Genomic DNA, 13671 nt, shown 5'->3' on the forward strand with positions numbered 1-13671 from the left:
CCTTATCGCGCTGCCAGATGCTGCCCGGTCAAGGAGTGTTTTGCCTTGGCGAGATCCGCCGGAACGCCTTCAAACTGCACATTCCCGCCTTCATTCCCCGCCCCCGGCCCCAGGTCGATCACCCAGTCGGCGCGCGAAATCACATCGAGATTATGCTCGATGACAATCACCGAAGACCCCGCCTCCACCAGCCGGTCAAACAACCCGATCAGCGTATCGACGTCGTTCATGTGCAGCCCCGTCGTGGGCTCGTCGAGCACATAGATATTGCCTTGTCTGCCCAGCTCCGCCGCCAGCTTCAGCCGCTGCCGCTCCCCGCCCGACAGAGTGGACAGCGGCTGCCCCAGCGTCAGATAGCCCAGCCCCACATCCACCAACCCTTGCAGGATTTTCGCCACCGCCGGCTCGGTAAAGAACTTCGCCGCGTCCTCGATACTCATCTCATAGACATCGGCAATCGACTTGCCGCGCAGCTCATGCGCCAGCACTTCCGGCAGGAACCGCTTCCCCTCGCAGGTCTCGCAAGTCGTCACCATCGGATCCAAATGCGCAAGATCGGTATAGATCACCCCGAGCCCATTGCAGTCCGGACACGCCCCCTTGGAATTGGCGGAAAACAGCGACGCCTCAACCCCATTGGCCTTCGCAAACGCCTTCCGCACATTGTCCAGAATGCCCGTATAGGTCGCCGTATTGCTCCGCCGCGACCCCCGCGCCAGGTTCTGGTCGATGATGATCGTGTCTGGATAAGCCGTGGGCAAACATCCCTGGATCAGGCTCGATTTCCCCGACCCGGCCACACCCGTCACCGCCGTAAGCACCCCGCGCGGAATAGCAACCGACACATCCTTCAGGTTATTGATCCCCGCCTTCTCGATCTTCAGCGCCTCGCCCTTGGCCGCCCGCACCTTGTCCTTGATCGGCTGATGCTTCTTCATGTGGTTCCCGGTCAGCGTCCCCGAACCCAGCAGCCCCGCAAAATCGCCCTCATAAACCACCTCTCCGCCTTTGGAGCCAGCGAACGGCCCCATATCGACCACATGGTCGGCAATCGCGATCATGTCCGGCTTGTGCTCGACAATGAGCACCGTATTGCCCTTGTCCCGGAGCTGCGTCATCAGCCCCGCCAGCCGTCCCACATCATGCGGATGCAACCCCACCGAAGGCTCGTCGAAGACATAGGTGATATCGGTCAGCGACGACCCCAGATGCCGCACCATCTTCACCCGTTGGCTCTCCCCGCCCGACAGCGTCGAACTCTCCCGATCAAGGCTCAAATACCCGAGCCCAATGGTCACGAGGTTCTCAAGCCGCAGCGCCAGCGCCTCCAGCATCGGCCCCACCTGCGGCGCCTCGATGGAGCGAATAAACGGCGCCAGATCGCTCACCTGCATACCGGATAGATCGGCAATCGACTTACCCTTGATAGTGGACGTCAGCGCCGCCTGATTGAGCCGCGTCCCGTGACAAGCCGGACAGACGGCGCGGGTAAAAATCTTCTCGTACTCGCGCAGCACGTGCGGCTGCAGGCTTTCCGGGTCCTTCGATCCGAGCCCGGTCTTGAGCCGCGAGACCACCCCCTCATAGGTCAGCCCGATCTTGCCCACCTTGATCTTGCGGCCATCATTGAGGTGGAAGAGATTGAAGCGTTCTTCCTCGGAATAGTCCCTGATCGGCTTGTCCATGTCGAACAGGCCCGAATTGGCGAAGATTTCCCACCACCAGCTGTCGACCGAAAAGTCCTTGGGCAGCAGCGCACCATCCCTAAGCGACTTGCTCTCGTCCACCACGGCCGACATATCCATAGCCGCCACCTGCCCGATGCCTTCGCAATCGGGGCACATGCCGCGCGGATCATTGTAGGAGTAGAGCGAAGGCGCCCCCAGCTTCGGCTCCGCCAATCGCGAAAACAGCACCCGCAACATCTGCGCCGCATCGGTCACCGTCGCCACGGTCGAACGCGAATTGCCCCCCAGCCGCTGCTGGTCGACAATAATCGCCGCCGAAATGTTCTCGAGCTGATCGGCATCCGGCTGCCCATAGCGCGGCATGAACTGCTGCACGAAGGCGGGATAAGTCTCGTTGATCAGCCGCTGGCTTTCCGCCGCAATGGTCCCGAACACCAGCGACGATTTTCCCGATCCCGAAACCCCGGTAAACACCGTGATCTTGCGCTTCGGAATATCGAGCGACACATCCCTGAGATTGTTCTCCCTTGCCCCGCGAATGATGATCGAGCCGTAAGGCGTAGTGTCGGACATTGTTGCTCCCTAAAGCGAGGCTTTGCGAATTTGACTGACGCCGACGGCCAGGCCGACAGCGGCGACGATGACGGCAACCAGCGCGCCGTACAAGACTGAGAGATCGGCGAAATTACCGGCGAACAGCGCCCGCTCCGCCTCGACGAGATAGGTCAGCGGATTGAACCGGCTCAACGTATAGAGCCAGCCCGGCGCATTGGTCATGGGCAGCAACACCCCGCCGAGCAGCATCAGTGGCAGCGAGACGGAGTGGCTGACGAGATAGAACAGCGAGCCATCATGCTTGGAGGCAATGGCCAAAGCGTAAGAAAGCGAGGCCACCCCCACACCAAAGAGCATCAGCAGAGCCAGGCCCAACAACATCTGCAATGGATGCAAAGCCAAGCCGAACGGCACCGCCACCACGATCAGGATCAGCGCCTGCACCAGTAGCGGCATCAGTTCCTTGAGCGCCCGCCCCACCATGATGGCCGGTCGGCTCATCGGCGTTGCAAGAAAGCGCTCAAAACTGCCGCTCATCAGCTCTTCGGTCAGCGCCCAGCCGCAGGAAACGGTGGTGAACAGCACCAGCATGACCACCATGCCCGGCACGAACCATTGCAACGGGCTCGCCCCATCCGGCCCGGGAACACTGCCCAGCAGCGGCACGAACAGCGCCAGGTAAAGCAGCGGCTGCACCAGCCCGAAGACAATGTAATACCAGCTCCGCAGCGTCGGGCCGATTTCGCGCCGGAAGGAAATAGTCGTGTCCGAAAGAAAAGCCATTTTCTGATCCTCCTCAGACCGGCGCGCTTTCGCGCAGCGAACGGCCCGTCAGCCCCAAAAACACATCATCCAGCGTCGGCCGCTCCACACGGGCGCTGATCGCTTCGATCCCCTCCTGGTGCAGTCGCCGAATGAACTCTGGCAGCAGCGCCTCTCCGTCCGGCAGCGCCACGGTCAGGTTACGCCCCTCCACCTTGGCGTCACGCGCCCCCGGCAAGTTCCGGGCAATCCCACCCGCCAATGCCGCCTGATCCTCGCAGAGCACGCTGACATGAATGGCGTCCCCCGCCAGATCCGCCTTGAGCCGCGCCGGCGTGTCGTCGGCAATGAGCACGCCATTGTCCATCACCATCACCCGCTCGGCCATGGTGTCGGCCTCGTCGAGATAATGCGTGGTCAGGAAAATGGTCATTCCCGATTGCCGGCGGAGTTTCAGGATATGATCCCAGAGATTGGCCCGGCTATGCGGATCGAGCCCTGTCGAGGGTTCATCGAGAAAGAGGATAGGCGGGGTATGCATCAACCCCAGCGCCACATCCAGCCGCCGCTTCTGCCCGCCCGAGAGCGAAGCACAATCCCGATCCGCCAGGCCATCAAGCTCCAGCATGCCCAGCAATTCATCCGCACGCTTCTTCGCCGCCGCTGTCCCCAGCCGCTGCGCCTTGCCCTGCGTCACCAGCTCGTCGCGCACCCGGTGATAGGGCCCCGAGGCCGTCCCCTGCCCCACATAGCCAATGCGCCGCCGCACCTCTGCCGGCTCGCCCACCACATCGAACCCGCCGACATTGGCGCTGCCCGATGTCGGCGGCAGCAGCGTGGTCAGCATGCGCACCGATGTCGATTTGCCCGCCCCATTGGGCCCGAGGAAGGCCACCAGCTCCCCCTCGGCCACATCGAGGTTAAGCCCGCGCACCGCTTCCACCGGACCGGTTTTGCTCTTGAAAGTCCGGACGAGGTCCCTTGCATGGATCATTTTTCTCTCCGCTTGAACACACTGCTCCGGCCTCGCTGACATGACGTGTCAGCAAGCTCCATTTCGACAGTGTTCTCGACATTTCCGCACGAAGGCCTATAACTTCGTACGCCGCACAGGGTTTAATCAAAACGCCGTACGGTGTAAATAGTTATTTGAGGACTAGATGGCCGACGACATTGCCGGGCGCGGAGACCCCCTGAAAACCCTGCATCTCATGTGGGGCCGCACCGAACCGCCGCGCCGTGGCCCAAAATCCCGTGTGGACCTGCGCGACCTCGTCAATGCCGCCATAGCCATCGCCGATGCCGAAGGAATCGAGGCTGTCTCGACACGCCGCGTCGCCGAAGCCGTGGGCATCTCACCCATGAGCTTCTACACGCACATCCCCGACAAGGCCGTCCTGCTCGACCTCATGCTCGACGCCGTCTCGGGACCCGCCGAGGGCGAAAGCCCCGCCTCGATGAATTTCGACCCGACCCGGTGGCGTGACAATGTCGCCCTCGTGGCCCGCGAATACCGCGCCTTCTTCCTGCGCCATCCATGGACTTTGCAGTTGAGCAGCCACAGGCCCGTTCTCGGCCCCAACACGATCAAGGCTTACGAACATTTCCTCAGCACCTTTGACGGGCTGGGGCTGAGCGAAGTCGAAATGGACCTCTCGGTCTCGATGGTCGCCAACTATGTCCACGGCGCCGTGCGCGACGTCCTGCGCGCCAGCCAGGTCAAGGCCCTGACAGGCCTCAGCGACGATGAGTGGTGGTACACCATCGCCCCATTCCTCGAGACGATCGACTTCTCGCCCTACCCGGTCTCAAGCCGCGTCGGCCCAGTCGTCGGCGAACTCTACGGCCTCGGCAATCCCGACATGGCCTTCGATTTCGGCTTGGAGCGCCTGCTCGATGGCCTGGGCGTGCTGATTGCCAGCAAGACAAAGGCGGCGCCCTAGAACGCCGCCTCTCAAATCTCTTAGTGCCCGGTTCCGCCGATCAGCCTCTGGCGGATCGCCGTACTCATATTGTCGAACAGGAACACCACAAACAGGATCAGCAGCACCATATAGGCCACCTTGTCCCAGTCCGAATTGGTGCCCATGGATTCGAGCAGCTTCAAACCAATACCACCCGCACCCACGGCACCGATCACCGTGGCCGAGCGCGTATTGCTCTCCCAAAAGTAGAGCGACTGCGACACGAACACCGGCAGCACCTGCGGCACCACGCCATAGCGATTGACCGAAGCCGGACTCGCACCCACCGACTTCATGCCCTCGCGCTGCTTGTCGTCCACATTCTCCAGCGCCTCGGCATAGACCTTCCCGAGCGCACCGGTATCGGTGAAGAAGATCGCCGCAATGCCGGGGATCGGGCCGGGGCCAAAGCCACGGGTAAAGAACAACGCCCAGATCAGCATGTCGACCGAGCGGATGAAGTCGAAGAACCGCTTCATCAGCCAGTTGGTCGTCCGGTTCGGCGTAATCGTCCGCGCCGCAAAGAAAGCCAACGGGAAGGCCAGCAGCGTCGCCAAGAGCGTACCGACGAAAGCCATCACCAGCGTCTGGAACAGCTTTACGAGAATATCCGCATGCTGCCAGGCCTGGTTATTGAGCCACTGGTTGACGACGAACTGCGCATTCGACATCTCGGGATTGACCCGGTCACCCGAGAACATCAGCCCGATCGAAGAGAAGAGATCATGGCCCCAGAGCGGCGACTTCGGATCGAAGAGGAAGTTCGCCCAGCCGAAGAACCGGCGCTGCACATAGACCTGATTGTCGCGGATCTCGGCCTGACCGGCGAAGCCGAAATCGACGATCACCTTCTGGCCGTCCTGCTGGATCGCAGCCGGCACGCCTTCCGGCGCAATCGCCGCATTCTCGGTAATGGCAACCGGCCAGGCTTCGCCACCGACAAAGACATTGACCTCGGTGGTCGTGATATCGAGCCGATCGGCCTCGCTACCAAAGGTAACCGTCACGCTGCCATCTTCATGCGCCGTCAGCCAGTCGATCGTCGCGCCCACCGGGTACTGCCCGCGGCTCGACCATTGCGGCGTGATCGTCCCATCCTCGCCAAAGCGCAGGCGCGGCGTGGCACGCCAGCTATACCAGTCCTGCACATAGATCGAGGCGCGATCCCATTTGCCGTTCTGCAATGCCGGCCCGACATTGAAGAAGAACCAGCAGAAAACGAGATAGGCCACCGTCACGCCGAGCCCGACGATCAGGCCGTGGCGCTTCAGGAACGAGGTCTTGAACACCTCGGGAAACTTCTGTTCGAGCCGAGCGCGCTCGGCAGCACTGATCGCTGACATATTACACGCTCGCCTTTCCGAAATTGAAGCTTGCATCGCCCACCAGGCGCCGGCGCAGCCAGCCCGAAAGCTGGTCGATGGCAATGATGGTCACGAGCAGGAGAATGATGATCGCATAAGTCTGGGCCGCATAATCGCGCCCGATCGACAGGCGAAACACCTCGCCGATACCGCCGCCACCCACTGCACCGATAATGGTCGAGGCGCGCACATTGATCTCCATGCGCAGCAGCCCATACGAAACAAAGTTCGGCATCACCTGCGGCACGATGGCGAAGCGCACGCGCTCCAGCCAGCTCGCGCCGACCGACTTCAGCCCCTCATCGGGCTTCATGTCGGCATTTTCCACCACCTCGAAGAACAGCTTTCCGAGCGCACCCACCGTATGCAGCGACACCGCCGCGATAGCCGCGATCGGCCCGATGGAGAGCACGGCAGTAAGCAGGCCAGCGATAACGATTTCCGGGAAAGCACGCATCACTTCCATGATGCGGCGAACGACCCAACGCACCGGCCCCGCGCCAACAAGGTTCGTGGCTGCGAAAAAGCACAGGCAGAAGGCAAAGGCGCCACCAATGATGGTCGAGACAATGGCGATATTCACCGTCACGATCAGCTGGTAGATGAAATTCGGAATATAGATCGTATCGGTCAGCCAGATATTGCTCGACGTATAGTCATACTTCGCTGACCCATCGAAATAGGGCGACTCGATCCCGAACATCGCGCGGAAGATCTCGAACGGATCGCGCGGCATAAAATTCTTGATGAAATCGAACATATAGGGGAGGCGTTCGAAGAACTTCCCCGAATTGGCCGAATTGGCATAGGACATCGCCGCAAACAGCGCGACCAAAACGCCCACGACGACGAGGATCGTATAGATCCGCCGCGTCATCACCTGGCTGCGATAATGCTCCAGCAGCGTCGCGCCCGCCGGCGAAAGTCCAGTCGAACTGTGGGTGGTATCGGCCATGGGCAGTCATCCATTCCACCGCGTCATTCCCGCGAAAGCGGGAATCTCTCTTGCAGAGACCCCCGCTTTCGCGGGGGTGACGTCGTGCTAAAACAGGAAGAGAGGCAGGACTGACCTGCCTCTCCCAGTAAGAAATTAACCGCCGATCACCGACTTACGAGCGTCGATGATGGTCTGGTAGAGCGGCTGGCCGGCGTCGACGAAGTTGGTGTAGCCACCAGCGGTGAACGCGTCGAAGCATTCGAAGTCGGTTTCCGGCAGGGCCTTGAAGAAGGCGGTAACCTGAGCCTTCGTTTCAGCCGGGAGCTTGTTGGAAACCATCAGCGGGCCGTTCGGGATGATCGGCGACTGCCAGACTTCAACCAGGTCGTCCATGTCGAGGAGCCCCTTGTCGACCATGATGCGCAGGTTGCCGGAAGTGTAGCCTTCCGAGAATTCGCCCTGGCCCGAACCGAAGGTGGTGCCAACATCCCAGGTGCCGTCGAGAACGCCGAGCACGAGGTTTTCGTGGCCGCCGCCAAAGCCGGTTTCGCCATAGAATTCAGCGATCGGAGCACCGATATCGGTCGGCAGCGAAACGTTCGGGATCAGGTAGCCGGAGGTCGAATCCGGGTCAGCAAAGCCGAGCTTCTTGCCCTTGGTCGAAGCGAGATCGGTGATGCCCGAGTCAGCGCGAGCAACCATGATCGTGTGGTAGCCGGTCGAACCGTCAGCCTGCTGGGTTGTAAGCACCGGGTCAACGGCTTCCGGATCCTGGAGGTAGATGGCGGCATAGGACGAAGCGCCCATGATGGCGATGTCGATGGTGCCACCGAGCAGGCCCTGGATGATGCCGTTATAGTCGGGCGACGGGAAGAACTGGACTTCCGAAACGCCGGTCGCAGCCTTCAGCGGCTCGGCGACGCATTCCGAACGACGCAGCTGGTCGGCTTCGTTTTCGCCGCCATCGAGGCCGATACGGAGGACGGTGACGTCCTGGGCGAAAGCAGCTGAAGACATCGAGAGGGCCACGGAGGCCAGGAGCAGTTTACGGATCGCGGACACGGGAAGTCTCCTTTGGTGACGCGGGATAGGTCTTCAGCCTCCAAGGGCCGATGACTTAGGGAGCCTGCTGCGCGTTGGTCGGCGTACGCGGCAGGAATTGGACGGGCGCGATCGAGGTCGAGGTCATGGCTTCCGAGAAAGCCTCCTTCAAACCATCGGCGCCGTAGATGGTGCGAGCGACGTCCGTCGTCAGCTCGTCAGGCGTACCGTCAAAAACCACTTGCCCCTGCGCCATGCCGACGATGCGTTCGCAGTAAGCGCGCGCCGTATCGAGCGTGTGGAGGTTGGTGATGACGGTGATGCCTTCGGCATTGATGTCACGGAGAGAGTCCATGACGATCTGCGCATTGCGCGGATCGAGGCTGGCGATCGGTTCGTCCGCCAGGATCATCTTTGGATTTTGCATCAGCGCCCGGGCAATGGCCACGCGCTGCTGCTGACCGCCCGAAAGCGTCTGCGCCCACTGCGTCGCGGTCTGCGCAATATCAAGCCGCTCCAACGCCTTAAGCGCCTCGAATTGCTCCTCAGGTGTGAACACCTGAAGCAAATTAAGAACCGGATTGCGGCCATTGAGCCGGCCGAGCATCACATTGGTGATGACATCAAGGCGCGGCACGAGGTTGAACTGCTGGAAGATCATGGCGCAGTCGCGCTGCCAGGCACGCAGCGCCTTGCCGCGCAGCTCCGACGTCTTCACGCCGTCATATTCGATATAGCCCGACGACACGTCATTGAGACGGTTGATCATGCGCAGCAGCGTCGACTTGCCGGCGCCCGAGCGGCCGATAATACCGACCATCTGGCCCTGCGGAATTTCGAGCGTCACATCATTGACGGCGACCTTGTCACCGAAGCGTCGTGTAACGTGCGAAATCTTGAGCATGCTTGGCGCCCCGCCTTTGAGATGGGCGACACCTAAGGGCCATGCATAACGTCAGCATAACGGTTGGATGACGGTTCCATGACCATCCACCGGGGCTGTCACAGTGCCGCGTCAGCAAATCCGGCCCTGACGCGCCTTCGGAAATCTCCTAACGAAGCGTCACAAACGAAAATCCCCGCTTGCGCGGGGATCGTGTCGTGACAACGTTCACTCATATTTCTCGAGAAAAGCCTCGATCCCGAGCGTCCGGAAATCCGGCAGCGCCACATGCAATTGCTCGTGGCTCCAGTCCCACCACTTCAACGCATCGAGCCGGCTGGCAATCGGATCGGAAAACCGCTGCCTGATCGTCTTGGCCGGCACGCCCACGGCAATGGCAAAATCCGCCACATCCTTGGTCACCACCGCATTGGAGCCAATAATCGCCCCATTGCCAATCTTCACCCCCGGCATGATCACCGCACCATGCCCGATCCAGGTATCGTGCCCGACACTGATCGGCGAACTCTCGCGCCACTCGAAGAACGAGGCATCATCCTCCTCGCCCTCAAAATACTGTGCCGAGCGATAGGTGAAGTGATGGAGCGAAGCCCGCTCCATCGGATGCATGCTCGCGTAAATGCGCACATTGGCGGCGATATTGGAAAACTTCCCGATCGTCGAATAGGCGATCTGCGTACCGCTGACACAGTAGGAATAGTCGCCCATGGTCGAATAGGCGACATGGCAGAACGCCCCGACCTCGGTGTATTTCCCCAGCGTCGACTGGTTCACCTTCGCCGTCTCATGCACCGACGGCGTTTCACTCAACTTCTTCATGCTGCCACCTTCGGCGCAAAGCCTGTCACATCGACGATCCGGTCGGCCACTTCCGCCCGCACGTCTTCGTCATGGAAAATCCCGAGCATGGCGACACCCTCGCGCTTCTTCTGCGCGATCATGCCCACCACCACCGCCCGATTGGCCGCATCGAGCGACGCCGTCGGTTCGTCCAGCAGCAACACCGGATGATGCGTGATAAAGCCACGCGCGATATTCACGCGCTGCTGCTCGCCACCCGAAAACGTCGCCGGCGGCAGGCTCCACAGCCGCTCCGGCAGATTGAGCCGGCTCAACATTTCGCCGGCGCGTCTCTGGGCTTCTTCTTTGTCGGTCCCACGCACCACCAGCGGTTCGGCCACCACGTCCAGCGCCGAAACACGCGGCACCGTGCGCAAAAACTGGCTGACATAGCCAATGGCATCGCGACGCAGGGTAAGCACAGTCCGTGGATCGGCACTGGCGAGATCGACTTGTTGCCCATCATGGGCAATGAGAACTTCGCCGCTATCGACGCCATAGTTCCCATAGACCATTTTCAGAATGGACGACTTGCCAGCGCCCGAAGGTCCGCCCAGCACGACACATTCGCCGGCATTGATGTCGAACGTGACATTTTCCACCACCGGCAGGCTGATCCCACCACGGAGGTGCATGGTGAAGGTTTTCGCTAGATTTCTTACGGATAGAGCGGTCATCATCACACCTGCAGGATCGAGCTGACGAGAAGCTGGGTATAGGGCTCGCGCGGATCGTCGAGCACCCGGTCGGTCAGCCCCGCCTCGATCACATGGCCGCCCTTCATCACAATCATGCGGTGCGACAACAGCCGTGCGACAGCCAGGTCATGGGTCACGACAATGGCCGAAAGCCCCAGCTCGCCCACCAACTGCCGCAGCAGATCGAGCAACCTCGCCTGCACCGACACGTCGAGCCCGCCAGTCGGCTCATCCATGAACACCAGCCGCGGCCCGGTCACGAGATTGCGCGCAATCTGCAAACGCTGCCGCATACCGCCCGAAAAACTCCGCGGCTGATCGTCGATCCGGTCCGCCGCAATTTCCACGCGCCCGAGCCAATCGAGCGCCGTGTCGCGGATTTTGCCATAGTGCCGATCGCCCACCGCCATCAACCGCTCGCCGACATTGGCGCCCGCCGAAACCGTCATGCGCAGCCCATCGGCGGGGTTCTGGTGCACAAAACCCCAGTCCGTCCGCGTCAGAAAACGCCTCTCGGCCTCACTAAGCTCATAAATATTGCGCCAGCTCTCATCGCGCATCCGATAGAGCGCCTCGCCCGAACTCGGTTCGAGATTGGCCGAAAGCGTATTGAGCAGCGTCGTCTTCCCCGAGCCGCTCTCGCCGACAATCGCCAGCACTTCGCCCGGATAAAGCTCGAAATTGACATCGGCACAGCCAAGCCGCGAGCCGTAATATTTGGTCAGGTTGCTTACACGCAGCAGCGGTTCGTCAGACATTGAAAGCTCCAGAGCGTGAGGCAAACACGGACCGTATTCTTCTCCCCCTCGGGGAGAAGGTGGCGCGCAGCGCCGGATGAGGGGGACGCTTCAGCGAGAGTGGAGAGATCCCCCTCACCGACTCGGCTTCGCCGAGCCACCTCTCCCCGAGGGGGAGAGGAACAGAGCTACCGTTCGCTGTAGTAGTGAGGCGCATCATTCCGCAGCCTCCTTCATCCCCAGAACCCCGACATGCCCCGCTTCCCGCCGCTCTTCGCAGTGGTCGGTGTCCGAGCACACATACATATGGCCGCCCCGGTCATCCAAAATGACCTCATCGAGATACACCTGCTCAGCGCCGCACAGCGCACACGGCTGCTCAAAGTGCTGGATGGTGAAGGGGTGATCTTCAAAGTCGAGGCTCACCACATCGGTATGCGGCGGCACCGCATAAATCCGGTGCTCGCGCCCTGCCCCGAAAAGCTGCAGCGCTTCCGAACGATGCATCTTGGGATTGTCAAACTTTGGCGTCGGGCTCGGGTCCATCACATAGCGACCCTCGACCTTCACCGGATAGGCATAGGTCGTGGCAATGCGCCCATGCCGCGCAATGTCCTCATAAAGCTTCACATGCATCAGCCCATATTCTTCGAGCGCATGCATTTTCCGCGTTTCGGTTTCGCGCGGCTCCAGAAAGCGCAGGGGCTCCGGGATCGGCACCTGATAGACAAGGATCTGCCCCGCCTCGAGCTTGCGCTCGGGAATACGGTGCCGCGTCTGGATGATCGTTGCCTCGGCCGTATGCGTCGTGGTTTGCACCTGCGCCACCTTGGCAAAGAAGGCCCGGATCGACACGGCGTTGGTCGTATCATCCGCCCCCTGGTCGATGACCTTGAGCACATCGTCCGGCCCGATGATCGACGCCGTCACCTGCACGCCGCCCGTCCCCCAACCATAGGGCATCGGCATTTCGCGCGACGAGAACGGCACCTGATAGCCAGGGATCGCCACGGCCTTCAGAATGGCCCGGCGGATCATCCGCTTGGTCTGCTCATCAAGATAGGCAAAGTTATAGTTCGCGACGGCGTTCATTCCGCAGCCTCCTGCTGTTCAGCGCGCGCCTCGTGTTCGGCCCGCATGCGCCGGATCAGGTCCAGCTCCGCCTGGAAATCGACATAGTGGGGCAGCTTTAGATGCTCGACGAAACCCGTCGCTTGCACATTGTCCGAGTGGGAAATGACGAATTCCTCGTCCTGCGCCGGCGCGGTAATATCCTCGCCGAATTCCTTGGCCCGCAGCGCCCGATCCACCAGCGACATGGCCATGGCCTTGCGCTCCGCCTGCCCGAAAACCAGCCCATAGCCGCGCGTAAACTGCGGCGGGATCTTTGCCGAGCCCTTGAACTGGTTGACCATCTGGCATTCGGTCACCCGAACGCGCCCCAGGCTCACCGCAAAGCCAAGCTCGGGAATATCGAACTCGACCTCGACTTCACCAATCCGGATTTCACCCACGAACGGATGCGTCCGCCCATAGCCACGCTGCGTCGAATAACCGAGCGCCAGCAGAAAGCCCTCGTCGCCGCGCGCCAAAGCCTGCAGCCTGAGATCACGATCCAGCGGAAAATCCAGGGGCTCGCGCGTCAGATCACCAACCTCTTGACCCTCAGCCAATTCGCCATCCGGCTCGATCAGCCCCTGACGCCCGAGCAGGTCCGTCACCCGCGGCGCCAGCCCATCCTCGGCCTCACGAACCGCCGGCACTTCGGCATCTTCGCCGACAATGCTCGGGTCCAGCAGGCGATGCGTATAGTCGAAGGTCGGTCCAAGCATCTGCCCACCCGGCAGGTCCTTGAAGGTCGCCGAAATACGCCGCTCGATCTTCATCGCCCCGGTGTCGATCGGCTCCGAATAGCCAAACCGCGGCAGCGTCGTGCGATAGGCACGAACCAAAAAGATCGCCTCGATCAGGTCGCCCCGCGCCTGCAAAATCGCCAGCGCCGCCAGCTCCCGGTCATAAAGCGAACCCTCGCCCATGGCGCGGTCCACCGCGAGACCCAACTGCTCGACAATCTGATCGAGCCGCAGCGCCGGCACCGAGCGATCACCGCGACGACGATCCGCCAGCAAGCGATGCGCATTGGCAATGGCGGCCTCGCCGCCCTTTACAGCTACGTACATC

Annotated in this window: 13 protein-coding genes; 1 reads left to right on the plus strand and 12 read right to left on the minus strand. The window is 61.3% G+C overall.

What is annotated here, in order from left to right:
• Positions 1 to 2 precede the first annotated feature (2 nt).
• From ACSQ2A_RS13920 to ACSQ2A_RS13930, 3 genes are read right to left on the minus strand one after another with little or no spacing between them, the layout of a single operon-like run.
• A complete protein-coding gene (locus tag ACSQ2A_RS13920; RefSeq protein WP_436072711.1) occupies positions 3 to 2261 on the minus strand; it encodes an ATP-binding cassette domain-containing protein in 2259 nt (752 codons plus the stop codon).
• A gap of 9 nt (positions 2262 to 2270) precedes the next feature.
• Positions 2271 to 3026 carry an ABC transporter permease gene (locus ACSQ2A_RS13925; protein ID WP_436072712.1) on the minus strand — a complete coding sequence of 252 codons (756 nt, stop codon included), beginning with the start codon at positions 3024 to 3026 and terminating at the stop codon, positions 2271 to 2273.
• Positions 3027 to 3039: 13 nt separating this feature from the next.
• Positions 3040 to 3999 (minus strand): ATP-binding cassette domain-containing protein, encoded by a 960-nt coding sequence (locus tag ACSQ2A_RS13930; protein ID WP_436072713.1) that lies wholly within the window; start codon positions 3997 to 3999, stop codon positions 3040 to 3042.
• A 166-nt stretch (positions 4000 to 4165) separates the two neighbouring features.
• On the opposite strand from ACSQ2A_RS13930, the gene ACSQ2A_RS13935 reads away from it, so the two are divergent.
• Positions 4166 to 4948: a TetR/AcrR family transcriptional regulator gene (locus ACSQ2A_RS13935; RefSeq protein ID WP_436072714.1), complete on the plus strand. Its 783-nt coding sequence runs from the start codon at positions 4166 to 4168 to the stop codon at positions 4946 to 4948.
• Positions 4949 to 4968: 20 nt separating this feature from the next.
• On the opposite strand, the gene phnE (ACSQ2A_RS13940) is transcribed toward ACSQ2A_RS13935, so the two are convergent.
• From phnE (ACSQ2A_RS13940) to ACSQ2A_RS13980, 9 genes are all read right to left on the minus strand, one after another.
• Positions 4969 to 6312 carry a phosphonate ABC transporter, permease protein PhnE gene (gene phnE / locus ACSQ2A_RS13940; protein WP_436072715.1) on the minus strand — a complete coding sequence of 448 codons (1344 nt, stop codon included), beginning with the start codon at positions 6310 to 6312 and terminating at the stop codon, positions 4969 to 4971.
• 1 nt (position 6313) lies between these two features.
• Complete coding sequence (phnE, locus tag ACSQ2A_RS13945; RefSeq protein ID WP_295414955.1) at positions 6314 to 7288, minus strand: phosphonate ABC transporter, permease protein PhnE; 975 nt, start codon at positions 7286 to 7288, stop codon at positions 6314 to 6316.
• 135 nt (positions 7289 to 7423) lie between these two features.
• Positions 7424 to 8332, minus strand: coding sequence for a phosphonate ABC transporter substrate-binding protein (gene phnD, locus ACSQ2A_RS13950; RefSeq protein WP_295414957.1), 909 nt, complete (start codon positions 8330 to 8332; stop codon positions 7424 to 7426).
• Between the two features lie 55 nt (positions 8333 to 8387).
• On the minus strand, positions 8388 to 9215 hold the full coding sequence (phnC, locus tag ACSQ2A_RS13955; protein WP_295414959.1) for a phosphonate ABC transporter ATP-binding protein: 828 nt from the start codon (positions 9213 to 9215) through the stop codon (positions 8388 to 8390).
• 207 nt (positions 9216 to 9422) lie between these two features.
• Positions 9423 to 10034: a DapH/DapD/GlmU-related protein gene (locus tag ACSQ2A_RS13960; protein ID WP_436072716.1), complete on the minus strand. Its 612-nt coding sequence runs from the start codon at positions 10032 to 10034 to the stop codon at positions 9423 to 9425.
• A complete protein-coding gene (phnL, locus tag ACSQ2A_RS13965) occupies positions 10031 to 10735 on the minus strand; it encodes a phosphonate C-P lyase system protein PhnL (RefSeq protein ID WP_436072717.1) in 705 nt (234 codons plus the stop codon). The genes ACSQ2A_RS13960 and phnL overlap by 4 nt, the downstream gene beginning before the upstream one ends.
• Positions 10735 to 11511: a phosphonate C-P lyase system protein PhnK gene (phnK, locus tag ACSQ2A_RS13970; protein ID WP_436072718.1), complete on the minus strand. Its 777-nt coding sequence runs from the start codon at positions 11509 to 11511 to the stop codon at positions 10735 to 10737. The genes phnL and phnK overlap by 1 nt, the downstream gene beginning before the upstream one ends.
• Positions 11512 to 11706: 195 nt before the next feature.
• Positions 11707 to 12582 (minus strand): alpha-D-ribose 1-methylphosphonate 5-phosphate C-P-lyase PhnJ, encoded by an 876-nt coding sequence (locus ACSQ2A_RS13975; protein ID WP_436072719.1) that lies wholly within the window; start codon positions 12580 to 12582, stop codon positions 11707 to 11709.
• Positions 12579 to 13670: a carbon-phosphorus lyase complex subunit PhnI gene (locus ACSQ2A_RS13980; RefSeq protein WP_436072720.1), complete on the minus strand. Its 1092-nt coding sequence runs from the start codon at positions 13668 to 13670 to the stop codon at positions 12579 to 12581. The genes ACSQ2A_RS13975 and ACSQ2A_RS13980 overlap by 4 nt, the downstream gene beginning before the upstream one ends.
• Between the last annotated feature and the right edge of the window lies 1 nt (position 13671).

Origin of the sequence: Devosia sp. LjRoot3, assembly GCF_964252865.1 — a bacterium.
Lineage (GTDB): Bacteria > Pseudomonadota > Alphaproteobacteria > Rhizobiales > Devosiaceae > Devosia.